Source organism: Streptomyces xinghaiensis S187 (assembly GCF_000220705.2).
Taxonomy (GTDB): Bacteria; Actinomycetota; Actinomycetes; order Streptomycetales; family Streptomycetaceae; genus Streptomyces; species Streptomyces xinghaiensis.
The window spans coordinates 3,444,944-3,471,396 of sequence record NZ_CP023202.1 but is presented as its reverse complement, the minus strand read 5'-3'; the positions used below and the strand labels follow the sequence as shown (position 1 = coordinate 3,471,396).

Here is a 26,453-nt window from a genome sequence, read left to right as displayed (position 1 = left end):
CGCTCCCCCCTGCCGCCTCCGTCAGGGTGGGTGGTGCGGAGGCACACACCGGCCGCACCGGCACGCCCCCGCGCGCCTGCGGGGGCACACCGCCGAACGAGCGGAGTCCCGTCCGGCACAGGCTTACCGGGGAGGGGCCCGGGCAATACGTACCGGTATGTCGAGCCGCAGCCAGGAGGCCGCAGCATGAGCATCTGGTGGTCACTCCACTTGCGGCGCGAGGCGGCGAGTGTGCCGCTGGCCCGCCGGCTCCTCATCGGCACCATGGAGACCGCCGGGGTCCACCCCGAGACGTCCTACGAACTGTCCGTCGCCCTCTCCGAGGCCTGTGCCAACGCGGTGGAACACGGTGGTGGCGGCGGTGCGGACCCGGGCGGCGGGCGGTACCGCGTCACCGCGTACCTGGACGGCGAGAAGTGCCGTATCGAAGTCGCCGACTCGGGCCCCGGTTTCCCCGCCGCGCGTGACGAACCGGGCGAACCCGCCGCCCGCCACCGCGGCCGTCGGGCGTGGCCGGAGGGCCAGGACCCGCTCCGGAGCCCCGGCCCCGCGGACCGCACCGGTCACGCCGGTCGTGCGCAGCGCACCGGCCATGCCGGCCACTCCCATCACACCGACCAGGCCGGCCGCACCGACCACGCCGAGCACGGCCGCGGCCTGCTGCTGATCGAGGCCCTCGCCGACCACTTCCACGTCCGGAACCGGCCGGGCAGGGGCGCGGTCGTCTGCTTCAGCAAGATGCTCAAGTGGCGGGACGGCGCCCATCTCGCGGGCGGCCCGATGGCCGGCTCCGTCCTCAGCCCGTGAACGCCCACCGGGCAAGCGCCCACCGGACCGAGCCCCCGCGGACCGGGCCCCCGCGGACCGGGCCCCCGCGGACCGGGCCCCCGCGGACCGCTCAGCCCTTCAGCCGCGCCATCCAGGACTCCACCTCGGCGGAAGCGCGCGGCAGGGCGGCGGAGAGGTTCCGGTTGCCGTCCTCGGTGACGAGGATGTCGTCCTCGATGCGGACGCCGATGCCGCGGTACTCCTCGGGCACGGTCAGGTCGTCCGCCTGGAAGTACAGCCCGGGTTCGACGGTGAGGCACATGCCCGGCTCCAGCGTGCCGTCCACGTAGGTCTCGGTCCGCGCCAGCGCGCAGTCGTGCACGTCCATGCCGAGCATGTGCCCGGTGCCGTGCAGGGTCCACCGGCGCTGCAGCCCCAACTCCAGCACCCGCTCGACCGGTCCCTCGACCAGCCCCCACTCGACGAGCCTCGCGGCGAGGACCCGCTGTGCCGCGTCGTGGAAGTCGCGGTACTTGGCCCCGGGGCGCACGGCGGCGATCCCGGCCTCCTGGGCCTCGTACACGGCGTCGTAGATCTTCCGCTGGAGATCGGTGAAGCGGCCGTTCACCGGGAGGGTGCGGGTGACGTCGGCGGTGTAGAGGGTGTGGGTCTCCACACCCGCGTCCAGCAGCAGCAGTTCGCCGGAGCGCACGGGGCCGTCGTTGCGCACCCAGTGCAGGGTGGTCGCGTGCGGGCCGGCGGCGCAGATCGAGCCGTAGCCGACGTCGTTGCCCTCGACCCGGGCGCGCAGGAAGAAGGTGCCCTCGATATAGCGCTCGGAGGTGGCCTCGGCCCGGTCGAGCACCTTGACGACGTCCTCGAAGCCGCGCACCGTCGAGTCCACTGCCTTCTGCAGTTCGCCGATCTCGAACGCGTCCTTGACCAGCCGGAGTTCGCTGAGGAAGACCCGGAGCTCCTCGTCGCGCGCGGGGTCCAGCCGGCCGGCGAGGGCCTCCTCCAGCCCCGCGTCGTGGCCGCGGACGAGGCGGACGGGGCCGTCGAGCTCCGCCAGTTCGCCAGCGGCCTTGCGGACGTCGCGGCAGGGCAGCCCGAGCCGCCGCTCGTTCTCGCTCAGGCTGTAGCGGCGGCCGACCCAGAGCTCGCCCTGGCCGTCCAGCCAGAACTCGCCGTTCTCCCGGTCGGAGCGGGGCAGTACGTGGAGCACCGCCTCGTGACCGCCGTCCGCCGCGGGCTCCAGGACGAGTACGCCGTCCTCCGTCTGGTCCCCGGTCAGATAGGCGTACTCCGTGCCGGCCCGGAAGGGGTACTCCGTGTCGTTGGAGCGGGTCCGGAGATTGCCCGCGGGAACGACCAGCCGCTCGCCCGGGAAACGCCGGGAGAGCGCGGCGCGGCGGCGGGCGGTCTCGGCCGCCTGGGGCAGTGGCTCCAGGCCGCGCAGCTCGGTGTCGGCCCATCCGCTCCGCATATGGGCGGCGAGTTCGTCGGAGACGGCCGGGTAGAGGCCGTTCTTCCGCTGCTTGATCGGCTGGTGGTCGCCCGCCGGGGCGGTTTCGCTCTGCTGGGCCGGTACGGGCTGCTCGGTCACGGTTTCCTCCTTGAACGGGACCTTCTCCCCATCGTATGGGCGGCGGGAAGGGCGGAGCGGGGGCAGGAGCGAAGGCCGGGGCACCGGCGCGGAACCGCCGCCGGACCACCGCACGCCGGCCGGCGGCCGGGGGCCGGGGGCCGGAGGACGGCACCGGAAAGGCTGCTCCGGAGGGCCGGGCATTATGGCCGGGCCCCGGAGTGATCAGATGGATTCCGGCCACTTTCCGTGAACATGACGTACGCACGGTCGCCACCCCGGGGTGGCGGACCCCCGTTCCGCCCACCCCTTCTGCGGCGATCCGCCCGCCGAGCGGCATATGCCGGAAGCGGGCGCTGGAGCGTCCCGCGGTACCCCGGCACGAGGCGGAACGGGACGAACCGGAGCGGCCACCCTCACCCTGCCGGTTCCCCCGCGGTGAGGAGCCGGGCCGGGAGCCCCGAACGCGCGGGGATCCGTGTACCGGGACCGACCTCGGGTATCCGGGTTTGACGAGGCCCGGGAGGCTGCTACGTTTGGCCGGAAAACGACGTGCTCCAGTCGATGCGCGGTCGACTGAGGCTCGTCGGCAAAGCGTCACGTCCACCACGGCGGGTACCTACTCGGCAGGGGGCGGGGGCAGTTGGGCGTGCTGGAACCCGGCAGCGGCCGGGCGCGTCCTAGCCTGCGAACGCCGCGCTCCCACTCGTGAGCGGACAGGTGGGGGGCACCTCGCCACTGGGGGGTACGGGGGCGGCACGCGCCGAACGGGCGCCACCCCATGCCATGCTCCACGCCGGTCGGCGGTGTGATGCGCTGATCCACGCACAGTCAGGTGTGTTCCGCGCGGCGCGAGGGGCCGGGTCCCGGGCGCGCGGTACCCGCAGTGCCACGCAGTTCGTGCACTTCCGCTCCAGGTAGTTGCCAGACAGTTGCTCCACTGCTCCACGCAGTCAGACGCAGTTCCACGCGACGGAAACAGCCCTCGGCGTTAACGGAAAGGAACGAGCGCTCATGCGCGAGATCCCCGGAATGCGACGCAGGCTCCTGCTCAAGCGCAGGCGCGGCGGAAGGTCGGTCATGCTCGATGCGGCACTGACCTGCGCCACCGAGTGGCGGTGGCCGGTACTGCCCGGCGTGGGCACCCAGCCGGGAAGGGGCGGTGCGGTCCACTGCGCCTGCCCGCACCCCGACTGCGCCGCCCCTGGCGCACACCCGTTCGACCCGGGGTTGCTCGCGGCGACCACCGACGCCCGCATGGTGCGCTGGTGGTGGAGCAACCGCCCCACCGCACCGGTGATCCTGGCGACCGGGGGCCGCGCCCCGTGCGCCGTCAGCCTGCCGGCCGTCGCGGGTGCCGAAGCGGTCACCGAGCTGGGGCGGATGGGGGTCCGGCTGGGGCCGGTCGTCGCCACCCCATCCCGCTGGGCGCTGCTCGTGGCGCCGTACTCGCTGCCGGAACTGGGCGAACTCCTCTACAGCCAGGACTGGGTCCCCAGTTCGCTGCGCTTCCACGGCGAGGGCGGATACCTGGCCCTGCCGCCCTCGGAGACGGGCGCCGGGCAGGTCCGCTGGGAGCAGGCTCCGCGGCGGGGATCCGCCGGGCCGTGGCTGCCGCGGGTGGAGACCGTCGTGGAGGCGCTGGTGGAGGCCAGCGCCGGAACGCCCGGCGGCGGCAGCCGACTGCCCTACTGAGCCCGTCGCACCCACCGAACCCACTGGGGATCCGGTCCGGCGGTGCCCTGCGAAGGGCCGGTCCCGGCAAGGTCCGCCGTGTGTGCTGCCGGCACCGCGGCGGGTCATATGGCGGGCCGGGCCGGGGAGTTCCCCGTCGCGCTCCGGGTGCTCCGGGGGCCGGGCGCGAGGCGCACCCGGCGCCGGGCATGGAAAGGCCCGGTCGCTGGCGACGGGGGATGCACCAGCGACCGGGCTCCTAGAACGGTAACAAGAGATCGGCCGTTCGCAAATTCGATCGCGCGGATCCGCGGGGGAATTTACTGCTCGGTAGAAGCTGGTGTGACAGGAATCACTCCTACCGCAGCGGTCGTCATCTCCCCTCAGCTCAAAGTGACTTGACGGTTCGTGAGGCCGCCGCGGGCCCGGCGCTCCTCCGGCGTCAGCGGAGCCGTCGCGCCGAGCACCTCACCGAGCCGTTCGGCGAACGCCGCCGCCGGCTTCTCGGTGTCGTCGGCGCTCATGCCGCGGGGCAGGTCCCACACCGGTACCAGCAGACCGTGCGCCCGGAAGGAGCCGACGAGCCGGGTGCCCTCGCCGAGCGAGGAGGTACCGGCGGCGTGCAGCCGTGCCAGCGCGTCGAGCAGTTGCTCCTCGGAGTGCGGCATCACCCAGCGCAGATGGTTCTTCTCCGGTGTCTCGCACCAGTACGCGGCGTCGACGCCGGACAGCCGGACGGTCGGGATGGCCGCCTCGTTCGCCCGCTCCAGGGAGGCGGCCACCTCCGGGGTGGTGTTCGAGGCGTCCTCCAGCCAGAACTCGAACCCGTCGTGGATCACCGGCGTGAACGGAGCCCCGGTGTCCAGCAGGTCCTGCAGGCGCGGTCCGCCGGCCGGCACCCGCTCGGCGGCGATCGGGCTGCCCGGCGTGGCGGTGAGGGCACGGCCGAGCACATCCGCCAGGTCGCGGCTGATGTCACCGGAGGCGGTGTCGTTCTGGAGCGCCAGGAGGACGGCGCCGGTGTCCCGGCGCAGCGCGGGCCAGGCCATCGGCAGGACGGTCGCCAGGGTCACCGAGGGCACGCCGTCGGGCAGCGGCTCCTTGAGCCGCAGCTCGGCCGTCGCCGCCGGGACCAGTTCGCGCAGGGCCACCCAGTCGCACTCACCCGGCAGCCCTTCGAAGGGCCGCTGGACGAGTTCGGTCACGGCCTGGGCGGCGGCCCGTCCGTGGCAGGCCTTGTAGCGGCGGCCCGAACCGCAGGGGCAGGGTTCGCGGGCGCCGACGACGGGGATGTCGGCATCGGCGACGGCCGCCGGGCGGACGCCGGAGCCCCGCGCGGAGGACGACTTGCCGGCCTTGGTCTGAGGTCGCTTCTTCGCCATGGCGTGGCTTTCTCCCGGGTGCGGCGGTAGGTCTTGGCCGCCGAGCCTAGCCCCTCGCAGGGGCTCCGCCCGCCGAACGCGGAGGGCCGGCGGCGTGGCCTGCGCCGGGCGGGGCGGGGTGCGTTGGCCGGGGCGGCGAGCGCCGGGCGGGAAGCGGACGGCGGAGCCGGTCCGAGGGGACGGAGGGGAGCGGCCGGGAAACGAGCCGCCCGGCTGGGTGCACCGCGGCTGTACGGGTCCGCGCCCCGGACCCCCGGGCGCGCCCGGCTGCTCGGTGCTCGTGCGGCCGCGTGCCCGTCAGGCCAGATCGTCCAGCAGATCGGCGACCCCGAGCCCGGGCAGCGCGCCCAGGTCCAGCCGGTCACCGAGGCCGTTTCCGCGGTTCCGCGCCACCGGGGCGAAGCGGGCCCAGACGGTCACCTCACCGCTCATCTCGTCCCGGACCCCCCAGTCCTGGGCGAGGGATCTGATGATGTTGAGCCCGCGGCCGCCGCGGGCCGTTACGGACGGAGTGGCCGGAAGTGGTCGGGTCGGACCGCCCCCGTCTGTCACCTCAACGGTCAAACGCCCGAATTCGTCCACCCGCCAGGCCGCGCGCACCGCTTCGCCCTCGCCGGAGCCCGGAAGCCCGGTCCGCAGGGGCCTGCCGTGGCGGCAGGCGTTGCTGAGGAGCTCCGACAGGACCAGCACCGCATCGTCGACGACTCCCTCGGGAACGCCGCTCATGCCCAGTCCCTCGCGCATCCGGCGCCGCGCCATGCCCACGCCCGAAGGCCCATGGGGCACGGCCATGCTCGATGAAGTCGGCACTTCCTGTGCCACCACCAACGCCACCCCCGAGACCTCCTTCGCCCCACGCCAGAGGATGGATGCCCTCCCCCGGTGGGCCGGAAACCGGCCATAAGCGATCCGGTGGCGCACTCCGCGCGACCGGCGACGTACTGAACGCGCCGGTGCGCTCCCCACCGGGGAATTCAGCCGTTCCGGAGGCCGTCCGCGCGCCCGAGTTGTGACAGAACTCTCCCGGGCCGGTTGGTGATGATGGCGTCCACGCCGAGGCTCACGCACCGCTCGACGTCGGCGGGGTCGTCGACGGTCCAGACGTGGACCTCGTTGCCCGCCCGGTGCGCGCGGGCGACGTACTCGGGCTGGTTCCGCAGGATCCGCATGCTCGGCCCGGCGATCCGGGCCCCGGCGGGCAGCCGCCCGTCGCGCAGGCGCGGCGAGACGAACTGCATCAGATAGACGGTGGGTATGCGGGGCGCCGCCACCCGGACGCGGTGCAGGGAACGGGCCGAGAAGCTCATCACCCGTACGGCTGAGTCCTCGCCCCGGGGCGGATCGGTCAGCCCGAACCGGCGGAGCAGGTCCAGCAGCCTCTCCTCGACCTGGCCGGCCCAGCGGGTCGGGTGCTTCGTCTCGATGGCGAGTTCGATCCGGCGGTCGGTGTCGCAGACGAGTTCGAGCAGGCGTTCGAGAGTGAGGACGGACGTGCGTTCCCAGTCCGGCGTCTCGTCCCGGTCCTTCCAGGAGCCGAAGTCGAGCGCGGCCAGTTCGGAGAGCTCCAGCGCCGACACGGCTCCCCGGCCGTTGGACGTACGGTCCACCCGCCGGTCGTGGACGCAGACGAGGTGCCCGTCGGCAGTGAGCCGCACATCGCACTCCAGGGCGTCGGCGCCGTCCTCGATGGCTCTGCGGTACGCGGCCAGCGTGTGCTCCGGGGCCTCCTCGGAGGAGCCGCGGTGGGCCACGACAGCGGTGGTGGGGGGCCCCGGGCGGAGGCCGGGGGCCGGGCGCACATCGGTCACCGCGTTATGGTGCCACCCCTGCGGGCACACAGGGTGAACGGCCGCCGTCCGGAGACCCGGGCATCATGGAAGCCGTGCGTTATGTCCGGAAGGGAAGGGCGGGCGAGCCGCCGCGCTTACAGCGCCCTGACACGCCGTGGGGAAAGCTGGTGGTGGACATGCAGCACTGTGGGCCGTGACTCGTGATTTTTCGCGCACCTGCACCCAAGGAGAATGCCGTGAGCACCGAGAACGAGGGCGCCGCCGTTCCGCCGGGAACGGAGCGGCCGGCGCCGGGAGCGCCGCCCAGCCCGCCCTCCGCGCCGCCGCCCGGCCCGGAGGGTCCTTCCGGCGGGAGCGCGGCGCAGTCGGACTACCCGCTTCCGCGGCCCGAGCCCGGCGCGGCGGCGGCCGGCCGGCCGCCGGAGCAGCCGGCCGTACCGGCGCACCAGCCGGCTCCGGCGGACGGCCACGGCGCCGAGGGAGTCCGGGCCGGAGAGGGACAGCAGTACGGCGCTCCCGCCGACGGTGCCGGCCTCGCGGCGCACGGAGCGGCGCAGGGGCCGGGCGCGGGTGCGGGAAGCGCCGGCTGGCCTCCGCCGCCACCCCCCTCCGGCGCCGCGGGCTGGGGTGCCCCGGGGCACGTGCCCCCGCCGCCCGGTGCCGCGCCGGGCAAGCCGGGCAAGAAGGGCCGCGGCGGGCTGGTGGCGGCCGTACTCGCCGCCGCGCTGGTCGCGGGCGGTGTCGGCGGCGGCGTCGGCTTCTGGGCCGCCGAGCAGAGCGACGGAGGCTCGACGACGGTCTCGGCCCCCGGCGACTCGGAAGTGCTCGACCGCTCCCCGAACTCCGTCGCCGGCATAGCGCAGCGGGCACTCCCCAGCGTCGTCACGCTGAACGCCCAGGGCGGCGGTCAGGAGGCCGAGGGCGGCACCGGCACCGGCTTCGTCTACGACAAGGAAGGCCACATCCTCACCAACAACCACGTGGTGGCCTCCGCGGCGGAAGGCGGCAAGCTCACCGCCACCTTCTCCAACGGCAAGGAGTACCAGGCCGAGATCGTCGGCCGCGCCGAGGGCTATGACGTGGCCGTGATCAAGCTCAAGAACGCCTCGGACGCGGATCTCAAGCCGCTGCCGCTGGGGGACTCGGACAAGAAGGTCGCGGTCGGCGACGCCACGATCGCCATCGGCGCTCCCTTCGGCCTCTCCGGCACCGTGACCACAGGCATCATCAGCGCCAAGAACCGCCCGGTCGCCTCCAGCGACGGCGGCAGCAGCAACGCCTCGTACATGAGCGCCCTGCAGACCGACGCGTCGATCAACCCGGGCAACTCCGGCGGCCCGCTGCTCAACGCCCAGGGTGCTGTGATCGGCATCAACTCGGCCATCCAGTCGGCGGGCGGCGGGGGCTTCGGCGAGTCGCAGGCGGGCAGCATCGGCCTGGGCTTCGCCATCCCGATCAACCAGGCCAAGCGCGTCGCGGGGAACCTGATCGAGACCGGGGAGCCCATCTACCCGGTGATCGGCGTCCAGGTCGACATGCGGCAGCAGAGCGAGGGCGCCCGCATCCCCGAAACCGGCCAGGGCGGCAGCGATCCGATCACCGAGGGCGGACCGGCCGACAAGGCGGGCCTGAAGCCCGGCGACGTCATCACCAAGCTGGACGACACCGTCATCGACAGCGGCCCGACCCTGATCAGCGAGATCTGGACCCACGAGCCGGGTGAGACCGTGAAGATCACCTACGAGCGCGACGGCAAGGAGACCACGGTCGACGTCACCCTGGGCCAGCGCAAGGGCGACTGACCGGAAGCCCACCGGACGCGCTCCCCGCACTGACCCCGGCCGATACGGCTGAGCCCGGGGCACGGGAGCCAGGCCGGCAACGCGACCGCACCACCTCGGGGCCCTCCCCGCCACGAACGGCGAGGAGGGCCCCGAACGCACCACCCCCCGCCCGGGGTCGGCGCGGGAAAGGGTTGCCCGAGCGGCCTGCGGGGATGGCCCTGAAAGCCGCAGTGGGGATCTCGTCCAGCGCACGACTGCGGAGACCACCGCTCGACGGCGCGGGTCGTCCGCCTGAGCAAGACGTGCCGCTTCCTCAACTGCCCACAGAGAAGCGATCGTGCCGCTTAGCATGGGGACGCTTGCCCGCGGCGCCGAGAGGGCGGAAGCACAGTTTCCGAGGTCACGGCCGAGGGACGGACCAAGCGCCCCCGGGGCGGCCCTGCCAGGTAGGCTGTAGGCGCTTCCGCCGCAGGTGGGCGGGGGCGAGGGAGGGTTGCCCGAGCGGCCTAAGGGAACGGTCTTGAAAACCGTCGTGGTGGCGACACCACCGTGGGTTCAAATCCCACACCCTCCGCGCAGGTCATCAAACGTGCTGGTCAGAAGGGGCGCCCTCCACCGAAGGGCGCCCCTTCTGCGCTCAGCCTGTCTCACCCCGGCTCGCTTGTATCTCGCCGTTGACCAGTGCGTCTGGGCCATCTGTGGGCCAGGCGGCGGCCGTCACTCGTCTCGGCTCAGCTCCTCGGTGATGAGCCGGTTGGAGTGTTCTTGGGCGCCCCGCAGGATCTTGGCGTAGAAGCGGAAGAGGACCGCGATACTGTGGCCCGCTCGCCGGGCGACTTCCACGGGGTCCACACCGGATTTGATCCACAGGGACACCCCGGCGTGCCGCAGAGAGTAGGGGACGTTCGCCAGCGGCGTTGTGGCTTCCTGCTCGGTCAGGACGGCAGCACGGGCCTTGTCCCACAGTTCGCAGTACTCCGTGGAGCGAACTCGGCCGCCCCGCGCCGCCCGGAACAGACGGCCGTCCGGTGCGGTCCCGTAGCGCTTGAGATGATCTCGCAGCATCTCCACCAGGACGGGCGGGATCGGTACCGGCCGTGTCGCGCCGCGCGCTCGCCGTTTGAGTCCTCGTGTCTCGTAGGACTCTCCCGAGTCCGTCCAGCCGGCGCCGACTTCCGGGCGGCTCTCCGCGAGCAGCAGCTCGCCCCATGCGTCGGGTGTGCTCTCGGGCGGAAGGTGGCAGTCGGCCTGTTTGAGTGAGGCGATTTCCCCCGGTCGCATCGCCGCGTAGTACAGGCACCCGAAGAACGCGACTAGGTGCTCACCACGGGCACCGGATGCCCGAACGGCTTCCATGAACTTACGGGCCAGGGCGGGGCCTGGGACGTACCGAAAGTCGATTTCGTCGTCAGTCTCGGGTGGTGTCCAGTCCACGCGGAGCAGGGGGTTGCTCGGGAGCAGGCCGCGCTCCTCGACTGCGTAGCGCAGCGCGTTGCTCAGGACCATGCGCTTTCGGCGCGCGGTGTTCTCCGCGGCCTTGCGGCCGTCCAGCCGTCGCCCGAGTGCTTCCAGGGCCGGGCGAAGCAACGACGGGTCCTGCAGCGCGCCGACCTTGACCGAGTGAGCGGTGATCCAGTCCAGCGCCTGCCGGATGTCGGCCGGCGGTTCTTCGGCGAGGTGCCGAGAGACGTGCTTTCCGCCGGGGCCTGGCACGGCGCGGAATGCCCATTGGTAGAGGGCGGCGCGGAGTGTCTTGTCTTCCGGGGCACCGCGCGTCGTGGTGACCAGCGTCGGGGTGACTACGGAGAGGGCTTCCGCGATGCCGGCCCGGTGTTTCGCTGCCGCTCGGGGCCACTTCATCAGGGCGTAGTCGGTGGCGTGCTCGAACCACGTCGGGGAGTTGAGCGCCGCGAGTTCCCGAGCGGGAAGGCCGCTCGCCTCATCGAACTGCTCGCGCTCCCGGAGGGCGGCCAGGAGCTCCGAGCGGCGGCCGTCGGCCTGCGGCTTGAGCTTGAAGCTTCGGGAGTGCGCGCGGGAGCCGACGCGCCAGCGGAGTTCGTAGGGCTTCGGCCTGCCTGTGCGCTTGCGGATGGACCAGACGTCAACGTCGTACGTGAGCATGGGTCTCCCATGGAAAGGGGCCCGCCGGTGGGCGGGCCCCTTGTCGGGTGGTGCGGGGTGATTCAGGCGGCGGACTGCTCGCAGGACTGGAGCCAGGCGTCCAGGTCGGTACGGCGGACGCGGAGCTGGCCGTTGGGCAGCTTGATGAGGCGCGGGGCCTTACCGCGGGCGCGCAGGCGGTAGAAGGCGGCGCGGCTCATGCCGATCTCAGCGAGGACTTCCGGGAGTTTGAGCATCGTCGAGCGGGCCATGGGGAGTGCCTCCTGGGCGTGGTTGCCGGAGTGGCGTTCCTTCTGGGGAATCCGCAACATCCGCCACGCCGCAACATGGCTGGTCAGCGGCTCGGATGTGTGGCGGATAGGGATTCTGTGGCGGATCGGTGCCGCCACACGCGGGGTGTGGCGGCACCGGTCGGGTGGGCGGTTCAGCCCGCGACGGGGAAGAGCCGCGTTGCGGCTTCTGTGGGGCTGTGGCGGATGCCGTTGGGGTCATCCGCCACAGATGCACCCCTGTTGACCTGCGGTGTGGCGGCTGTGGCGGATGTTGCGGACTCTGGAGGGGACGGGGAGCAGTACCGCGTCCAGGCGTCCGTGAGGTCTTCCGCGTAGTAGCCCTTCGGGGTGCCCGAGGGGGTGCGGATGCCGCGCGGCTTGATGGGCTTGTTGGCGGGGGTGACGTACTGCCCGAGCAGCTTGGAGAGAGTCCGCGCGTTGAGCGGCTTGTCGTCCACGTCGGCCCATGGGCTTTCGTCCAGGGCGAGCAGCATCTCCAGGATGACCGCGGTCGGCATCCGGTCGGCCCCGCAGAACACCTTGTCGCGCAGGTCGGTCAGCAGCCGCACGCCCAGGGAGGCTTCGTCGTTGTCGTGGGCGGCGTTGACCAGTTCCAGGCAGGCGGCGCGGGCCCGCTGGGGCCAGTGGCCGCCCGCGGCTTCGGCGACGGCAAGCAGCGGTTCCCACACATCGGCCGGCCGGTCGGTGACCCCTTCCGGGAGTTCCGGCCAGGCGTCGGTGATCTGCTCGCGCACGGTGTCGGCCCAGTCGGCGAGCCGGTCCCGCAGGGCGTGGCCCTCCGGCTCGTTGAGCCGGAGCCGGTAGGACTCCACGTGCTCGTTCGGGGCCCGCTTGCGCATCCGGATGATGACGGAGCGGGTCAGGATCGTGTCGGGCAGGGAGCCGAGCCCGGCCATCGCGACGGCGCAGAACGAGGAGAAGCGCTGCACGCTCTGGTTGGCCCCGTCTCCGACGCACCGCAGCATGGTCCCGATCCGGCGGTACCCGGAGTTGAGGAAGCCGCGCACGGGCTCGTTGTCCCCCGCCTTGGGTCCGAAGATGGTGTCGATCTCGTCAAACAGGAGAGTCGGCCGCCCTTCGGCCGACTCGACCAGCCGGAACAGGGCGTTGGACGAGGCGTTGACCGTGGCTTCCGCGCGCGGGGTCAGCGTCTCCACGATCTCCAGCGCGCGGGACTTCCCGGACCCGGGTTCGGGAGAGAGGAAGGCCAGCCGCGGGGTGGAGTCGAAGCAGTCAAGCAGGTGCGCGTGAGCGTCCCAGAGCGTCACGGCGACGTAGGCGGCTTCGGTGGGGAAGACGTTGAAGCGGCGGTGGAACGCTTCCACTTCGTCCAGCAGGGCCGCGCCCTGCTCGGGCGCGGTGGGCCGGTGTCCGGTGGTGGTCATGCGGCGTTCCTCCCTTCGTTCTTGCGGAGCGGGCAGGTGGTTCGGTGGGCGGTGTGGGCGTCGATGAGCGCCAGGACGTGCCGACGCCCGACCGCGCTGCGGTTGCGGCCGCACGCGCACACCGACGTGGCGGTCGGGACGGTGCCGCGGCCGGGAGCGGTGATGTGGAGCCAGGCGATGGGGCGCCGTCCGTCGCTCGGGCGCGGGTCAGGGCGAAGAGCTGATCGGGCGCCCTGCCGGGCGGCGCCCTTTGCAGCGCGGTCGGCCACCGCGGGGACCGGCTGCTCGGCGGCGGCCGGTCGGTTGGGGGCGGCGGTGTAGCTCTTAAGCGGGGGAGCGGCGGGCCCGGTCATGCCGCCCTGCCCTGCGGGTTGTGCGCGATGGACCAGTTCAAAGCGCTCACGATGACCGGGGCGCACTCGCGCTCGCGCAGGCCGGCCGCCTCCCCCGCCTGCTTAAGAGCCTCCTCCACCACCGACCGGGGAAGGTCCCCCGCGGCGACGAACCGCCCCAGAGCGCGGGCCGCCCGGGTCAGCGTCCAGTTCCGGGACCCCTCCGGGGCACCCGCGACGGCGGCGGCCTCGTTGCGCAGGGCCGCCGCCGCGTAGGCAGGCACGTTCCCCACGGCCGCCGAGGACAGGCGGGCCGGGCTCGGAGGCTGGGGTTGCGGGCTGAGCAGGTCACGGAGCCAGCCCGGCAGCGGGCAGGCCCGGGAGTCGTCGGTGACCTCGTAGACCCCTGCCGGTGTGGTGCTGCCCGCGGCGACGACATAGCCGCCCCATGCCCGGGTATCGATGAGCTTCCCCAGCCTGCCCGCGCTGTTGCCGAGCCGGGCGCCGGGCGGCGCGGTGAAGTACAGGTGCGTGCCACCGCTCGCGGTCCGCACCGTGCGGGTGGCGGGGACGGCCTGCCCGGCGCGCTCGCAGAGCGCCGTAAAGGTCGTCGCGCCGCAAGGCGCGCCCTTCCTGTCCTTCCCGTCCTTCGGCACGTCGAGGTCGATGACGACCAGCTCGGCCGGGCCGGTGGCGATGCCGACGTTGAACGGGCCCGCGGACCATGCGGCGCGGATGCGGCCGGGGTCGGTGGTGGCCCGCTGCTCCCACTTGCGGTGCCCGGCCGCGCACTGGCCGGTACGGGGGCAGCGGCTCTCCCCGTGCAGGGCGGGCCGCTTGCCACCAGGGCGGAGAGGGAAAACGGGCCAGCCGCGGGCGGCGGCGTCCAGGGCCGCGGAGAGCAGCGGTCCGGAGCGGTTATGGGTCATGCTTGAGGTCTCCTGTTCTGTCGAGAGGCGGGCAGGGAGACCCGGGGCGGTGGGCTGTCCTTGGCCGGGAGTGCCACCGCCCCGGGGCGTCATTGGGTCTTGGGCCGGAAGAGCTTGAGCGCGAGGCCCAGCCCGATGGGTCCGCCGCCGATGAGTGCGGCGGTCTGGACGGCGAACTCGAAGAGCGCCAGGGCGGCGGCGATGCAGCCCATGACGCCGATGGCGGCGGCCAGGCCGATCCCGAGCGGGACCAGGTAGGTGCCCGCGGGTCGCCGGGCCGGGGTGGTTTGGACGATGACGACGGGTCGGCCGCCGGTCTGCTGGTAGAGGTCGGCCGGTATGTGGGTGGTGTAGTGCCCGGTGATGCCGGGCGGTTCGCGGCGGCGCATGATGCCTCCTTCGTTGGGTCCTGCGGGTGTGAGCGGGTGCCGACGGCGGCCCGCGGGCCGGTCACGGTCTGTGCCCGTACCGGGTAGTGGGTAGTGGGTACCGGGTAGTGGGGAACCCACCAGAAACCTCAGTAGGGACCGGGTTTTCGGGCTACTGGGGTGTGGTCAGTGGGTAGTGGGGCGGATCCCACTACCCACTAAGTGGTGACGCACTGTGTTCGGTTCAGGTGTGGTCGGGGTGGACGTAGACCGAGTGCGGGCCGTTGTTGCGGTAGATGAGCTGGCCGCGGTCGGCGGCGGCCCGCAGGGCGGCCCGGACGGTCTTGCGGTCGCGCTGTACGAGGTCGGCGACGGCGGAGGGCTTCATGCCCGCAGGCCCGGCGGACGCGATGGCGTCGAGGGCCTGCGGTAGCCAGTCCGGCCCGTCCCCCGGCCCGCCGGGGTGGTCGTCCTCGTCGGCCGGCGACTCGTCGCGCAGACAGGACAGGTTGAGACTGTCGGCCCGCGGCCGCGGCGGCTTCGGCTCGGTGGTGCGGTCGGGTTCGGCGGTGGTGCCGAACTGCTCGTCGATCTCGCGCATCAGCCGCTCGGCGAGCATGTCCGCCTCCGTGCGCCGGGCGGGCTCCGCAGCCGGGGCGGCGGGCTCCTGCTGCTCGTAGGAGAGCCCGAGCGTGGGCCGCTCGGTCCCGGGCTCCGTCGTCGTGTCTTCCGCCGGAGTGTCCTCGTCGGCCGGGCCCTGCCGGAGCCAGGCGGTGCGGTTGGCGTCCCAGCGCCGGGCGTACGCCGCTCCGGCCGCTTGTGCGGAGATCTCATCGAGCACGGGGCGGCGGTCGTTGGTGGCGAGCACCACGTCCCGGACCATGCTGGGGGAGGTCTTCCAGCCCTTGAACGCGGTCGGGGCGAAGCCGTCGGCGGTGGCCGCGCCGATGACTCCGGCGCCCTGCTGGTTGAGCTGGGAGGTGTCCACCTTGGCGTGCGGGAAGAGCTTGCCGAGGTTGTTGCCGCTGGACTCCCCGGAAGTCAGGGCCACGCCGACGGGGGAGAACTTGCGGGTGGCGGTGTCGCCGATGGCGGAGACGTTCCCGTCAACGGCGGTCAGCACCAGCCGGATGCCCATGGCCCGGGTGGTGCGCATGACGGTGCGGACCAGCTTCTGCACTTCCTTCAGGGTGCGGTTTCCGCGGGTGTAGCCGGAGAGGAGTTCGGCACCCTCGTCCACCACGATCTCGATTTGGGGGATGCGGGCGGAGACCGGGAGCAGGGTGGTGTCCTGCTGGTCCATCAGGTCTTGGTAGTGCAGCTGCCGGGCGTCGTTGATGGCGAGTGCGGCGGTGAGCATCAGCAGGGCTTCGGCCGGGGTGGAGGCCAGCCAGTCGATGCCGGGCCGGGTGCCGGCCGGGGGCCGGGCGGTGCCGGGCTTGGGGTCCCGGTGGCCTTCGGCCTCCAGCCACGGGCGGACCCACGGGATGCCGACGGCGCCTTTCTTGAGGTCGATGACCCAGGTGACGACATCGGTGCAGCGGGCGAAGCCTGCCAGTACCGCGTCCAGGAAGGTGGACTTCCCCGATCCGGGCGGGCCGAGGATGAGCGCGCAGGCTTCGCGCAGGTAGACGGTCACCGGGTCGGCGACGGGCAGCAGGCCCCAGGGGATGCCGGTGAGGATGGACAGCGGGCCGTAGTCGGCCGGGTAGGGGTAGGTGGAGCCCATGACGTTCTCGGTGGCCACGTCGAGGACGACGCGGCCCTGAAGGTCTCCTTCCTCGACGTGGACGGTGCAGCCCAGCGGAAGCCGGGCGTCGGCGGCCAGGGCGCGGGCGCGGGTGGCGATGCGGTCCCAGGTGGCGCCGCCGCCGGGCAGTTCGGCGGCCAGCGAGTAGCCGGAGCCGGTGGCCCAGAACTCCACGGCGAACACGGTGACGTCCACCGCGCACACGCGCTTGATCCGCTCTTCCCACTCCCGGGCCAGGCCGCGCCGCTTGCTGTCGAGCGCGGCGGTGGCTGCCTTGGCTTCGGCCGAGAGGCGTTCCTCTTCGGCGGCTTCCTCGTGGGCTGCGGCGTTGGAGGCGGCGGCGCCGATGCCGACACCGAGAGCGGCCAGACTTCCGGCGGCGGTCCAGCTCAGTGGGCCGGTGGCCACCGCCCAGGTGGTCCAGCCACCGGCCAGCAGCCAGGAAGCGGCCCGGGTGACCAGGGTGCGGCCGGTCAGACGGCGGTAGAGGCTGTGCCCGACGCCGTGGCCGAGGGCGCCGGCCGCGCCGATGGCCAGCGGCCAGCCGGACGGCATGGAGGCGGCGGCACCGAGCAGGGCGGTGGCTCCGGCGCCGGTGGCCGCGGACAGGGCTCCGGTGACTGGGCCGTGGCCTGCGGCCCAGTCCAGCGGCGGCAGGACGGTGGGTTTCTTCGCTGTGCGGCGCGTGCTGGACAGGTTCAACGAGTGTTCGGACACGGGCCCTCCCCAGGGGGCAGCAGGAAGGGCGGGCCGCCCTGCTCGGCGGCCCGCCCTTCGGTGGTGCGGTGGTCAGTTGTTGGTGGTGTCCCACTTGTCTTCCGCGTTGTTGCGCGGGTCCTCGTGCCGCGCGATGTCCTGGTCGTGGACGTTGCGGAAGACGGTGACGACCTCGGCGGCGGCGTCCACGGCCTGCATCAGCAGGGCGTAGACCTCGTTCAGCGCGGCCCCGACTTCCTTCTCCAGCGGGAATTCGTCGTCGGAGCGCTCGGCGAGGATGCGGAAGGTGTTGGCGAAGGACTGGACGGCATAGGGCATCCCCTCGCAGGTCGCCAGGACGTGCATCATGCCGTCGGGGTCGTAGGACTGGGCGGCGGCTTCCATCTCGGCGGCGGCTTCGTGGAAGAGGAAGCCGGGCCCGCCGGGGGTGGTGTCGGACATGCCATCTCCTGTCGTGGCGGTGCGGGCGTTGTGGTGGCGCGGTGCGCGGGGAACCGTCGCGGCGACCGGCCGGGCGTCGTGCTCGTTGTCCTGTTCGGCCTGCTCGGCTTCGGCGTCGAATGCCTGCCGGATGGCCGCATCCCGGGCCAGTCGGGCGGCGTGCGCGGTGTTGGACAGGCGCCAGAACAGGCGGCGGCCCGGATACATCAGCCAGGACCAGCCCAGCTTGCGCCCGAGCCAGGTCGACGGGATGCCGAGGACGCCGACCGGGGCGGCCACCGCGGCCGCGGCCAGGCGGCGGCCCCAGTAGCGCAGGGCCGACCACACCAACAGGCGGCGCATCCGCCACCGGCACGCGGCCACCCGGCGCCCCCGGCGCACCTGTGCCAGCCGGGCGTTCGCCCGGCGGTCGCGGTGGCGACGGCTGTTGAGCCGGGCCACGTCAGCCATCCGCCGGGCCCGGTCCGCGGCGCGGCCGAGGATGCCGCTCCGGCCGGCCGTGCCCTTCCGGGCGGACCGGCGGGCCCGCTGGCGTGCCTTCTCGGCGCGGCGGCCGTCGGCCAGGCGGCGCCGGTCGGCAGCATCTTGCCGACGGCGGGCCGCCCGGGTCGGCGCCGACTCCTGCCGGGCCTTGCGCAGCGCCTTCACGGCCCCGGCACGGTCCCTGACCGCCCCGGGGGCCCGCCGGAGCGACGACCCCAGACCACCGGCCCGCGACTTCGCAGCGGCTGGGGGAACTGGGCGCGTGGAGCGAGCTTTCCCGGCACCGCTCGGCTTCCCGAGCCCGGCAGCACGGTGCCGCAGGGCTCCACCGGAGCCGGGCGTCCCCGGACGGGGCACGCGCCCGGCCGCCGACCGACTAGCCGCCGACCGACCGGCGCCCGACCGACCGGCGCCCGAGCGTCCGGCGCCCGAGCGGGTGCGGCCGGTGCCGCTGCTCCGGCCGCTTGTCGGCCGGGCGCCGGTCTTGGCCAGGGACACCCGCCCCCGTGCGGCGGCCGGACCACTGGAGCGGCCGGAGAGCGAACCGGCCGCCCTCCGGCGCTTCTTGGCCTTGGCTGCTCGGGCGGCCACGGTGCCGGTGGCCGCGGCGGCACCGGCCATCGCCAGCGAAGCCGCTACCGGGCCGCCGACCAGGGCCGCCGCGGAGAGCGCACCGATGGTGGTGTTGCCGGTGATGACGGCCAGCGGAACGGCCGGCAGTCCGCCCGGGGTGTGGACCGGGCCCCGGGCGGCCGTCGTGCTCGTGCCGACCGGGGCGGGGATCGTGGCGGGCGGTGGGTCGTCGGGCGGCGCCTTGGGGGGTGCCGCGGGGATGGTGGTTTCCGTCATGCTGGACTCCTCCAACTCTGCGGAGAAACGGAGACCGGCGCGGCCCGCAAGCTGCCAGGCCATCGGGCCGCGCCGGGCGTACACAGGGCGGCTTAGAGGTCAGCCGCCGTCGTTGTGGTCGGCGGTGTAGAAGAGCACCGGCCCTCGGGCGCCGATGTGGTCCACGGCGCGGGCCAGGACGTGCTGGTAGACCTCGGCACGGGTGGCGTTCTCCACCCACACCGTGCCGCTGATCGTGGCCAGCTTGGCGGTCGAGGTCTGCATGGTCATCACGTAGTGCCACTCGACCGCGTTCGGCGGGATATCGTTCACGCTCATCACTCCAATTCCAGGCTCACGCGGCGGATGGGACGGGGTAAGCGCAGGTCAAGCACATGCCGAGGGACGTCGGGATGCAGTAACCGGCATCGCGGCCGCACTCCGGGCAGGTGCGGCGGGCGCGCATGGCCAGCGCCAGCGCCGCCCACTTGCGGGAGGTCATCTGCCGCACCGGCACGGCCCGGTCGATGCGGTACAGGTAGGCGACGGCCACCCCGGACCGGCTGCGCCGGGAGCGCCGCATGAGCTGAGCGGCCACCGGCTGCCCGCCGGGCCGCAAGCCGCGGGCCCGTAACTGCCGGCGCGTAGCCAGCCCGTCCGGCGCCAGGCGCCAGGGATAGGTCGGGATGCCGTACCGGGCGCCGCTCGGGTCGTAGCAGGGACCGAACGCCGCAGACATCAGCCGGTCTCCTCACCGGCCGCGCCGACCGCCACCAGGTGCGGGTGGTGAGCCTCCCGCAACTCCTGGTACCGCGCGGAGACCCAGCCCACCGACCAGCCCGTCAGCTCAGCGGCCGACCGCACCGGCAACCCGGCGTCGAACGCCGCCCGCACCCGAGCCCGGGCCTGTTCTTCCTTGAGCTTCTCCGTGGCCGGTCCGGCGGCCAGCAGGGCGGCCCGTTCACGCTCGGCCCGCTCCGCACGCTCCTGCCGTTCACGGCGTTCACGCGCCTCACGCTCGCGGCGTTCACGCTCGCGCTGCTCGGCCTCTTCACGTTCACGGCGCTCACGCTCCCGCCGTTCCTGTTCACGCTCCCGCGCCAGGCGTTCACGCTCGGCCTGCTCGCGACGCTCGCGGGCCTCTTCCCACTCGCGTTGCTCGCGCCGCGCACGCTCCTCCCGCTCGGCCTGTTCACGGGCCAACTGCGCCTCGTGCTCACGCTGTTCACGCACTAGCCGCGCCTCGTGCTCCCGGCGCTCGCGCTCGCGCCGCTCGGCCGCCTCCACACGCTCAGCCGCGGCCCGCTCCCGTGCTTCCCGCTCCGCCCGCTCCTCGGCGTGCAGAGCGGCCACCGCGGCGGTGATGGCCCGCCGGTAGGCCAGGCCCGTTTCGGCGGTGACGATGAGCAGCAGCGGCGCCACCGCGTGCACCGCCACGCCCACCAGGTCCTTCCGGAGCGCGGAGTCGGCCACGTTCAGCGCCAGCGTCATAGCGCCGGTCATCCACCGCAGCACCACCGGCCACGACCCGCCGTGCCCACCGAGCCGGGCCAGCACCGAGTCCAGCCGGACCACGATCACCACCGCGGCATCCACCACCAGCGGCAGGATCGGCGCCGTCCAGTCCCACTCATCGGGGGTGTGCGCGGCCATGAGCGGCGTGACGGTCAGAACGGAGTAGAGCATCGCTCCGGCCACGATGAGCCAGGTCCCCACCGACAACGCGCGCTCCGCTGAACGCACCTGAACGCTGTTCAACCGGCCAACCAGGGACGCCTCCGGGACGCTGCTCACTGCACCGTCCCTTCCCGCCGCCGGGCCGCCCGCCCGTAGCCGACCAGCACCACATCGGCACCCGCCAGGCCGGTGTTCACGGTCAGGACCCGCGTCCCACAGCGGTGTTCGTGGTAGGTCACCCGCTCCGGCTCGATGCCCAGAGCACCGCGCCAGGCTTCGAACCCGGCCAGGTCGTCGTGAAAGGACAGCTCCAGCCGGTCCGGGTAGACGGTGGACACCGACACACACGGCGCCGGCAGTCCCGCGTAGTCCACGGCCAGCAGCCGCAACGCCACCAGAGCAGGCCCCAGGTCCTGCAACGTCTGCGTGCTCACGCGGCCACCGCCGTCCGGAACGCGGTCCGCACCACGGAGGCCGGCCGCACCGCGTTCGGCACCGCCAGCAGCTCCGGCGCGTGCGCCTCGATCACCTCGACGGCCGCCCGCGTCGCCCGGTCGGCCAGGCCCGGGTCGTCGGCGAGGATGTCCCGCGCCGCGTCCAGACGGGCCGCGCGCTCCTCGTCGCTCTCGCCGTCCTCCCCGAGCCAGAGCTCCACGGGAGTGCCCAGCGCCAGCTCGATGTAGTCGGTATCGGTAACGGCCTCACACCGGCCGATGAAGTTCTTCATGGATCTCTCCGGTTCCTTCCGTACGGACAGGGAGAACCGGAGCGGCGGGCTGTCCTTGGCCGGGAGTGCCGCCGCCCCGGGAAGATGCCGAGCCGCCCACGACAGGGCGGCCCGCAGACGTACATGACGGCCCGCAGAAGCGGACCAGCAGGGCTTCCCGCGCCCTGCGAAGCGGTGCGCCATCGTCACTGCTCTGGCGCCAGCAGGACGGCTTCACCCGGCCGCCACGGGGACAGGGACTCTCACCCCGTCGTCAGTTCACTGTTGAGTTCTCAAGTAACGAGCGCTTCCTTCGGACCCGTTTCACGGAGCCCTCCGGGCGCCCGGCCGCGCGCCGTCCAGCCGTCGGAGGCAGCCCAAAGAAGGCCCCTACCGGCGCTGTCCTAGGACTGCGACCGCTTGAGCAAGACAATGGCGCACAGTCCCAGGACTGTCAACAGTCCTGGGACTGTGTTTGACTTGCCTTGATGGAAGGAGTCCTTCATGGCGCCCAAATGGCGAGAGCTGGCGGACCGGCTGGCCGAGCGGATCCGGAGCGGCGAGTACGCGCCCGGTCAGCAATTGCCGCACATCAGAGACCTCGTGGACGCGGGCGAGGGCTCCAAGTCCACTGTCCACGCGGCCTATAAGGCCCTTGAAGCGGAAGGACTGGTCACTTCATCCCGTGGGCACGGCACGGTCGTGCGGCAGCAGGCGCCGCTGAAGCGGCTCGGCATCATGCGCTACGACAAGGCCAAGTGGCGCGACGGCGACGAGGTGGCGTTCATCGCCGACCGTGTGGCCTCCGGCCGGGCCTACCGACGGAACGAGCAGACACAGACGGTCAGCCTTGTCGAAGCCCCGCCGGCCGTCGCGGCCGCGCACGGGCTACCGGAAGGCGCGCCGGTCTACGCCCGGGCCCGACTGGTCAAGGAGGGCGAGCAGCCCACGCACACACTGACCAGCTACTACCGACCGGAGCACGTCGAAGGCACCCGGATCGTAGATCCCGCTCCCGGGCCTGCCGGCCGCGGTGGGGGCTTCCGAGTGCTCTATGACGCGGGCTACGAGATCGACCATATGAAGGAAGAGCTGTTCGCGCGCGCGCCTACGGCGGACGAGGTGAAGCAGCTCCAGTTGCCGCCAGGTGAACCGGTCGTTGAGCTTCACCGGACGACGTACACGGAGGATGGAACTGTGGTTGAGCACGCCATCGGTGTGCACGCTGCTTCACGGTTCGCCTGGGAATACGAATTTAAGGTTCCGGACTCGGCACAGGGCGAAGAGGAGTAGCAGTGATTTCTGAACAGTCGTGGGCGGACGCCCAAGTCCTATGGGAATACCATCAGATGCATCACGAGTGGCGGCCGTGCTCGGCCGCCATCGGACTCGGCAGCCACGACCTGAGCGTGGCCACCGTGGCGGCCGATGCGTATTTGGCTGGCTTGGTTCCCCTCATCGTTTTCACGGGCGCAAACAGTCCCACGACACGAGACAGAATGCCTAGAGGGGAGGCGCTGCACTATAAGGAGCACGCCATCGAAAAGGGAGTGCCTGAGTCTGTAATCCTGGTGGAACCTCGGGCTGCGAACACGGGCCAGAATATTGAATTTTCTCGGGCAGTCCTGGCTGATGCTGGGATCGTAGTGCAGTCGATTCTACTTGTGAGCAAGCCTTATGAGGAGCGTCGAGCAAGTGCTACAGCTCGAAAATTGTGGCCTGGTATCGATGTGGTATGTGCGTCAGCCCCCATGTCGCTTGAGTCGTACGTTGAATATATCGGGAATTCGAGCCTGGTAATCGACATGCTTGTTGGTGCGCTGCAACGCCTTATGGTTTACCCGAAACTGGGATTCATGGCGGAGGAAGTTGTGCCCCCTGAAGTCGTAGCATCGTTTGAGCGGTTGTGCGCTGCGGGGTTCGTGAACAGGCTTGTGTGATTCAGTCGGAGAGCCCGCCGATGCTTGTGCAGCCTTAAAGGTCTGCCCAGACGTTGAGGGTCATTTTGGTCGGAATTTCTCCGTGCCGACAACAGGAATTACCCCTTCGCCGTCCAGCGTCTTAAGCGTGCCAAGGAGCTTTCCTTGGGCCCAGCTATTCCATGACTTGGCGATGAGATTGTAAGAAGTGCGGCGCCCGGCGCTTGTGCCGAGAAGTACACGATCTCGGAAAAACCTATTCCGGAGCACGAGTCGAGGATCTTTTTGGTCCATGTTTGCGCCCGAAATCAGCCCGTTGGCCCAATCTTCAATTTTGTCTGCGTGTTCTGTCCTTGATGCCTGAGCTAGCACCACTAGGTGCGTGGGTTGATTGATGCCTGCCGCTCTGTACGCGGCGGCGGCGATCGGGGCCATCGTTGTGAGCTCAGGCCAGGCGGCCACAGCCCTCAAGATGTCGGCTGTCGAAGCCTTTGTGTCGTAGAACCCATCAAATAGCGTTACGGGATCCCACATTCGGTACATTTGGCCGATGATCCTAGCTGCCGCTGCAACGATGACGCGGTGTGGGATTTTCAGCAGCTGTGCGGCCTGCCTGCGGTGTCCTGAATCGAGGACATCGAAAGTCTCTGAATTGCATCCGGGGATTACGAGCATTTCAACGGAGACGCCGGAAATCTTGATTGCCATGAGGCGGTGTTGGCCGTCAAGCAATTTACCTTCCTTGTCGAAGGCGATTCCTTGATGTGTGGTTCTCCACTCCCCTCTTGCCATCGCCTTGGCGTATCGCTCATACACGGTATCGGAAAGAATTCGATTGGTTTCCGGGTTGCAGTGCTCCAGCCAGAGGTCCGCCATCTCTGGGGTGATCACCATGTACTGCGGACTGGAAGGTAGGAGTGGCATGTTGATCATGTCTCGGTGTGGCTCTTCTCGGAAGGCGTGAGTGGCGACCAAATTTTCGCATGTGCTGGTGCAGCGAGGAGACGACTCGTTGTGGATGGCCGCTTCTTTTCGACTGTGATCACATATGATGGAAGACTGACTATTCGCATGACCGTTGGTGATCTGTTCTTGGCATCTGCTTATTGTCCCGGCTCACGTGAACCCATATGTCAAACGGGGGGGCACGGTTGCAGCCGGTTGGTAACTGGCTCAGTGGCCTTCAATGGCTCCAGTGGCTAACGAGCAGAAGGTCACAGGGCGAGGTGCGGCCGCGGTACCCGTTGATGGGCCATGTCTGGGCCGAAGCCGCGGCGTGGCGGGCCGTTCGCTTCATCGGCGCAGGCCAGGACACGTGTCCGCAGGGGTTACGCAACCCTCTTGAAAACCGTCGTGGTGGCAACACCACCGTGGGTTCAAATCCCACACCCTCCGCGTGCAAGACGGCTCGTGACCCGCTCAAGCGGTCACGGGCCGTTCCTGTGTGCGCCGGCTGCCGGTTCGGCGGTCGGCCGGTGTGCCACCGGCACCGGCGGGCCGTCCCGTTCGGGTGGCTTCCGTCTCCGTAATCGCCGATACGTGCACCGAGTCCTGCCGGCGAGGCCGCCGGGATCTCCGGGTGGCCCCTGCCACAGCCGGGCCGGTGCGGCAAGTTCGTGAAGTGGCGGGTCGGCGCTGGCGGTGGAGTGTCAGCCCTGGTGGGAGTGGGGGCGCGGCGCCGGTGGGTTCCGGGGCGTCCTTGGTGCAGACGGATGATCTCCGTGGTCTCCGTCGCGTGTCCGCCCGCCGCGGTGGCTCCGGAACCTTTTCACTTCCCCGTATGGAACGACGAAAGAAGATCATCCAATACCTCGTGGCCATGCTGACCGCCCTGGCCTCGTTCATCGGGGGACTGCTCTCCGCGCCCACCGCCGCAGCGCCGTCCGCGGCGGGCCCCGCCGGTACCGGTGCGGTTCCGGCCGGTGGTTCCGGCAGCTCCGGCGGCGGGCCGGATGCCGGATCCGGCGATCCGCGTGAGCAGGGCGCGGAGATCTTCCGGGGGTACGGTTTCGACACCTGCCGTACGCCGTCCCTGGGCGCCATGAACGCCTGGCGCAAGTCCCACTACCGGGCCGTGGGCGTCTACTTCGGCGGCAGAGGGCGGGCCTGCAAGCGGCAGCCGAACCTCAACCGCCGCTGGACGCTCGCCGTGCACCGCGCGGGCTGGCGGCTGCTGCCGCTCTACGTCGGATCCCAGTCCCCCTGCGTTCACAGCGACAACAAGAAGCACACCCCCATCGGCGACGAGCCCTGGAGCGAGGGCACGGCGGAGGGCCGTGACGCCGTGCGCCGCGCGGCCGCGCTCGGCATGGCCGAACGCAGCCCCCTCTACCTCGACATGGAGGCGTACGACCACGACGACACCCGCTGCGCCGACACCACCCTGCGCTTCGTCCGGGCCTGGAGCCGCGAGGTCCGCCGGCGCGGGTACCTCCCCGGCTTCTACAGCAGCGCGGGAGCCGGCGTGGCGCACATGGAGCGTGCGCGCCGGGAGGGTGTACGGGATCTCCCCGAGGTGATGTGGTTCGCCCGCTGGGGTGTCGAACCGGCGGTCGACGACGAACCGGTCCTGGACCGGGATGCCTGGCAGCCGCACCGCAGGATCCACCAGTACGCGGGCGACGTCACCGAGCGCCACGGCGGGGTGCCGATGCAGATCGACCGCAACGCGGTGGACGCACCGGTCGCCGTCATCGGCTGAGCCGGCCACCGCCCTTCTCCGTCCCCGCGGCGTCCCGCCGTCCCGGAAACGGCCGGCCCGGACCGCGGTCCTCGCTCCCGGCTGTCCCGATCCCGGGGGACGACGCTCTCCACCCGGAGGGGGTGCACCTGAGTACACCCCTACAACCTGAGGCGGACGCGGCTTCGGCACCTGCGGGCGATCCGCCGCGGTGAGCCCGCTCCTAGCGTTGAGCCATGACCACGCCAGTCCGCACCAGTGCGACCGCGACCCACTTCACGTCCTATGTACGGGCCCGCGGGCCGGTGCTGCTGCGCACCGCCCGCTCGCTGACACCGGACCCGTGCGACGCCGAGGACCTGCTGCAGACCGCGCTGACCAAGACCTATGTCGCGTGGGAGCGGATACAGGACCACCGGGCGCTGGACGGCTATGTCCGGCGCGCCCTGATCAACACCCGCACCTCCCAGTGGCGCAAGCGCCGGATCGACGAGTTCGCCTGCGCCGAGCTCCCGGAGCGCGAGGCCGTCCCCGGGCCGGACCCGGCCGAGCAGCAGGTGCTGCGCGACGCGATGTGGCGTGCCGTGATGCGGCTGCCCGACCGCCAGCGGGCCATGGTCGTCCTCAGGTACTACGAGGACCTGAGCGAGGCGCGGACCGCCGAGGTGCTCGGGGTCTCCGTCGGCACCGTCAAGAGCGCGGTCTCCCGGGCGCTGGCCAAGCTGCGGGAGGACCCGGAGCTGCGGCCCGTGCGCGACTGACCCGCGGCCGCACAGACCGGTGGGGGACCCCGGGGGCGGCCGGATTGCAGAAGCGTTACCTCAGGGGTAGTGACATACCG

Annotated in this window: 25 protein-coding genes and 1 tRNA gene; 8 read left to right on the top strand and 18 right to left on the bottom strand. The window is 71.7% G+C overall.

Translation table 11 applies throughout. The annotated features are described in order from the left end of the window. Nucleotides 1–186 precede the first annotated feature (186 nt). A complete protein-coding gene (locus SXIN_RS14875) occupies nucleotides 187–807 on the top strand; it encodes an ATP-binding protein (RefSeq protein ID WP_095757090.1) in 621 nt (206 codons plus the stop codon). Between the two features lie 91 nt (nucleotides 808–898). On the opposite strand, the gene SXIN_RS14870 is transcribed toward SXIN_RS14875, so the two are convergent. After that, nucleotides 899–2,374 carry an aminopeptidase P family protein gene (locus SXIN_RS14870; RefSeq protein WP_019707431.1) on the bottom strand — a complete coding sequence of 492 codons (1,476 nt, stop codon included), beginning with the start codon at nucleotides 2,372–2,374 and terminating at the stop codon, nucleotides 899–901. Nucleotides 2,375–3,367: 993 nt separating this feature from the next. On the opposite strand from SXIN_RS14870, the gene SXIN_RS14865 reads away from it, so the two are divergent. Next, complete coding sequence (locus tag SXIN_RS14865) at nucleotides 3,368–4,048, top strand: bifunctional DNA primase/polymerase (protein WP_019707432.1); 681 nt, start codon at nucleotides 3,368–3,370, stop codon at nucleotides 4,046–4,048. 362 nt (nucleotides 4,049–4,410) lie between these two features. Here SXIN_RS14865 and SXIN_RS14860 read toward each other — a convergent pair whose 3' ends face one another. From SXIN_RS14860 to SXIN_RS14850, 3 genes are all read right to left on the bottom strand, one after another. Next, nucleotides 4,411–5,409 (bottom strand): DUF5926 family protein, encoded by a 999-nt coding sequence (locus SXIN_RS14860; protein ID WP_019707433.1) that lies wholly within the window; start codon nucleotides 5,407–5,409, stop codon nucleotides 4,411–4,413. Between the two features lie 297 nt (nucleotides 5,410–5,706). Continuing rightward, nucleotides 5,707–6,330, bottom strand: a complete 624-nt coding sequence (locus SXIN_RS14855) for an ATP-binding protein (RefSeq protein ID WP_095757089.1) — start codon at nucleotides 6,328–6,330, stop codon at nucleotides 5,707–5,709. A gap of 53 nt (nucleotides 6,331–6,383) precedes the next feature. Further along, a complete protein-coding gene (locus tag SXIN_RS14850; RefSeq protein WP_050930674.1) occupies nucleotides 6,384–7,217 on the bottom strand; it encodes a glycerophosphodiester phosphodiesterase in 834 nt (277 codons plus the stop codon). Nucleotides 7,218–7,435: 218 nt separating this feature from the next. Between SXIN_RS14850 and SXIN_RS14845 the strand changes: the two genes are divergently transcribed. Then, complete coding sequence (locus SXIN_RS14845) at nucleotides 7,436–9,001, top strand: S1C family serine protease (RefSeq protein WP_095757088.1); 1,566 nt, start codon at nucleotides 7,436–7,438, stop codon at nucleotides 8,999–9,001. 469 nt (nucleotides 9,002–9,470) lie between these two features. Continuing rightward, nucleotides 9,471–9,557 (top strand) — tRNA-Ser (locus tag SXIN_RS14840). 143 nt (nucleotides 9,558–9,700) lie between these two features. On the opposite strand, the gene SXIN_RS14835 is transcribed toward SXIN_RS14840, so the two are convergent. The 13 genes from SXIN_RS14835 to SXIN_RS14775 all read right to left on the bottom strand — a co-directional run bounded on the left by SXIN_RS14835 (nucleotide 9,701) and on the right by SXIN_RS14775 (nucleotide 21,034). Next, the gene (locus SXIN_RS14835; protein ID WP_019707437.1) at nucleotides 9,701–11,104 is read right to left on the bottom strand and encodes a tyrosine-type recombinase/integrase; all 1,404 of its coding nucleotides are present in this window, start codon (nucleotides 11,102–11,104) and stop codon (nucleotides 9,701–9,703) included. A 62-nt stretch (nucleotides 11,105–11,166) separates the two neighbouring features. Next, nucleotides 11,167–11,355 (bottom strand): helix-turn-helix transcriptional regulator, encoded by a 189-nt coding sequence (locus tag SXIN_RS14830; protein ID WP_019707438.1) that lies wholly within the window; start codon nucleotides 11,353–11,355, stop codon nucleotides 11,167–11,169. Between the two features lie 173 nt (nucleotides 11,356–11,528). Beyond that, nucleotides 11,529–12,782, bottom strand: coding sequence for a DUF3631 domain-containing protein (locus tag SXIN_RS14825; RefSeq protein ID WP_019707439.1), 1,254 nt, complete (start codon nucleotides 12,780–12,782; stop codon nucleotides 11,529–11,531). Then, nucleotides 12,779–13,135, bottom strand: a complete 357-nt coding sequence (locus SXIN_RS32195; protein ID WP_238153766.1) for a hypothetical protein — start codon at nucleotides 13,133–13,135, stop codon at nucleotides 12,779–12,781. The genes SXIN_RS14825 and SXIN_RS32195 overlap by 4 nt, the downstream gene beginning before the upstream one ends. Next, nucleotides 13,132–14,043: a bifunctional DNA primase/polymerase gene (locus SXIN_RS14815; RefSeq protein ID WP_019707440.1), complete on the bottom strand. Its 912-nt coding sequence runs from the start codon at nucleotides 14,041–14,043 to the stop codon at nucleotides 13,132–13,134. The genes SXIN_RS32195 and SXIN_RS14815 overlap by 4 nt, the downstream gene beginning before the upstream one ends. An 89-nt stretch (nucleotides 14,044–14,132) precedes the next feature. After that, nucleotides 14,133–14,432 carry a hypothetical protein gene (locus SXIN_RS14810; protein ID WP_019707441.1) on the bottom strand — a complete coding sequence of 100 codons (300 nt, stop codon included), beginning with the start codon at nucleotides 14,430–14,432 and terminating at the stop codon, nucleotides 14,133–14,135. Between the two features lie 223 nt (nucleotides 14,433–14,655). After that, nucleotides 14,656–16,878 (bottom strand): hypothetical protein, encoded by a 2,223-nt coding sequence (locus tag SXIN_RS14805; protein ID WP_019707442.1) that lies wholly within the window; start codon nucleotides 16,876–16,878, stop codon nucleotides 14,656–14,658. A gap of 72 nt (nucleotides 16,879–16,950) precedes the next feature. After that, entirely contained in the window at nucleotides 16,951–18,651 is a 1,701-nt protein-coding gene (locus SXIN_RS32190; protein WP_030543751.1) for a hypothetical protein, read from the bottom strand. Nucleotides 18,652–18,750: 99 nt separating this feature from the next. After that, on the bottom strand, nucleotides 18,751–18,969 hold the full coding sequence (locus tag SXIN_RS14795) for a hypothetical protein (RefSeq protein ID WP_019707444.1): 219 nt from the start codon (nucleotides 18,967–18,969) through the stop codon (nucleotides 18,751–18,753). A 16-nt stretch (nucleotides 18,970–18,985) separates the two neighbouring features. Beyond that, nucleotides 18,986–19,369: an RRQRL motif-containing zinc-binding protein gene (locus tag SXIN_RS14790; RefSeq protein ID WP_019707445.1), complete on the bottom strand. Its 384-nt coding sequence runs from the start codon at nucleotides 19,367–19,369 to the stop codon at nucleotides 18,986–18,988. Next, nucleotides 19,369–20,388, bottom strand: a complete 1,020-nt coding sequence (locus SXIN_RS14785) for a hypothetical protein (RefSeq protein WP_030543752.1) — start codon at nucleotides 20,386–20,388, stop codon at nucleotides 19,369–19,371. Before SXIN_RS14785 ends, SXIN_RS14790 begins: the two co-directional genes overlap by 1 nt. Before the next feature lie 32 nt (nucleotides 20,389–20,420). Next, nucleotides 20,421–20,741: a hypothetical protein gene (locus SXIN_RS14780; protein WP_050930676.1), complete on the bottom strand. Its 321-nt coding sequence runs from the start codon at nucleotides 20,739–20,741 to the stop codon at nucleotides 20,421–20,423. Then, a complete protein-coding gene (locus tag SXIN_RS14775) occupies nucleotides 20,738–21,034 on the bottom strand; it encodes a hypothetical protein (RefSeq protein WP_019707448.1) in 297 nt (98 codons plus the stop codon). The genes SXIN_RS14780 and SXIN_RS14775 overlap by 4 nt, the downstream gene beginning before the upstream one ends. Nucleotides 21,035–21,517: 483 nt before the next feature. Between SXIN_RS14775 and SXIN_RS14770 the strand changes: the two genes are divergently transcribed. Further along, a complete protein-coding gene (locus SXIN_RS14770; protein WP_019707449.1) occupies nucleotides 21,518–22,306 on the top strand; it encodes a GntR family transcriptional regulator in 789 nt (262 codons plus the stop codon). A 2-nt stretch (nucleotides 22,307–22,308) separates the two neighbouring features. After that, complete coding sequence (locus SXIN_RS14765; RefSeq protein WP_078843326.1) at nucleotides 22,309–22,953, top strand: YdcF family protein; 645 nt, start codon at nucleotides 22,309–22,311, stop codon at nucleotides 22,951–22,953. Nucleotides 22,954–23,013: 60 nt separating this feature from the next. On the opposite strand, the gene SXIN_RS14760 is transcribed toward SXIN_RS14765, so the two are convergent. Next, nucleotides 23,014–23,865: a hypothetical protein gene (locus SXIN_RS14760; protein ID WP_037679391.1), complete on the bottom strand. Its 852-nt coding sequence runs from the start codon at nucleotides 23,863–23,865 to the stop codon at nucleotides 23,014–23,016. An 847-nt stretch (nucleotides 23,866–24,712) separates the two neighbouring features. On the opposite strand from SXIN_RS14760, the gene SXIN_RS14755 reads away from it, so the two are divergent. Together SXIN_RS14755 and SXIN_RS14750 are read left to right on the top strand one after the other, a co-directional pair. After that, nucleotides 24,713–25,633: a DUF1906 domain-containing protein gene (locus SXIN_RS14755; protein ID WP_019707450.1), complete on the top strand. Its 921-nt coding sequence runs from the start codon at nucleotides 24,713–24,715 to the stop codon at nucleotides 25,631–25,633. 215 nt (nucleotides 25,634–25,848) lie between these two features. Further along, nucleotides 25,849–26,373, top strand: coding sequence for a SigE family RNA polymerase sigma factor (locus tag SXIN_RS14750; protein WP_019707451.1), 525 nt, complete (start codon nucleotides 25,849–25,851; stop codon nucleotides 26,371–26,373). The last annotated feature ends 80 nt before the right edge of the window (nucleotides 26,374–26,453 follow it).

Coding starts and splice junctions, on each gene's coding strand:
- SXIN_RS14875 (WP_095757090.1), top strand. CDS start 187: ATGAGCATCTGGTGGTCACTCCACTTGCGGCGCGAGGCGGCGAGTGTG.
- SXIN_RS14865 (WP_019707432.1), top strand. CDS start 3,368: ATGCGCGAGATCCCCGGAATGCGACGCAGGCTCCTGCTCAAGCGCAGG.
- SXIN_RS14860 (WP_019707433.1), bottom strand. CDS start 5,409: ATGGCGAAGAAGCGACCTCAGACCAAGGCCGGCAAGTCGTCCTCCGCG.
- SXIN_RS14835 (WP_019707437.1), bottom strand. CDS start 11,104: ATGCTCACGTACGACGTTGACGTCTGGTCCATCCGCAAGCGCACAGGC.
- SXIN_RS14830 (WP_019707438.1), bottom strand. CDS start 11,355: ATGGCCCGCTCGACGATGCTCAAACTCCCGGAAGTCCTCGCTGAGATC.
- SXIN_RS14825 (WP_019707439.1), bottom strand. CDS start 12,782: ATGACCACCACCGGACACCGGCCCACCGCGCCCGAGCAGGGCGCGGCC.
- SXIN_RS32195 (WP_238153766.1), bottom strand. CDS start 13,135: ATGACCGGGCCCGCCGCTCCCCCGCTTAAGAGCTACACCGCCGCCCCC.
- SXIN_RS14815 (WP_019707440.1), bottom strand. CDS start 14,043: ATGACCCATAACCGCTCCGGACCGCTGCTCTCCGCGGCCCTGGACGCC.
- SXIN_RS14810 (WP_019707441.1), bottom strand. CDS start 14,432: ATGCGCCGCCGCGAACCGCCCGGCATCACCGGGCACTACACCACCCAC.
- SXIN_RS32190 (WP_030543751.1), bottom strand. CDS start 18,651: ATGACGGAAACCACCATCCCCGCGGCACCCCCCAAGGCGCCGCCCGAC.
- SXIN_RS14795 (WP_019707444.1), bottom strand. CDS start 18,969: ATGAGCGTGAACGATATCCCGCCGAACGCGGTCGAGTGGCACTACGTG.
- SXIN_RS14790 (WP_019707445.1), bottom strand. CDS start 19,369: ATGTCTGCGGCGTTCGGTCCCTGCTACGACCCGAGCGGCGCCCGGTAC.
- SXIN_RS14775 (WP_019707448.1), bottom strand. CDS start 21,034: ATGAAGAACTTCATCGGCCGGTGTGAGGCCGTTACCGATACCGACTAC.
- SXIN_RS14770 (WP_019707449.1), top strand. CDS start 21,518: ATGGCGCCCAAATGGCGAGAGCTGGCGGACCGGCTGGCCGAGCGGATC.
- SXIN_RS14760 (WP_037679391.1), bottom strand. CDS start 23,865: ATGATCAACATGCCACTCCTACCTTCCAGTCCGCAGTACATGGTGATC.
- SXIN_RS14755 (WP_019707450.1), top strand. CDS start 24,713: ATGGAACGACGAAAGAAGATCATCCAATACCTCGTGGCCATGCTGACC.
- SXIN_RS14750 (WP_019707451.1), top strand. CDS start 25,849: ATGACCACGCCAGTCCGCACCAGTGCGACCGCGACCCACTTCACGTCC.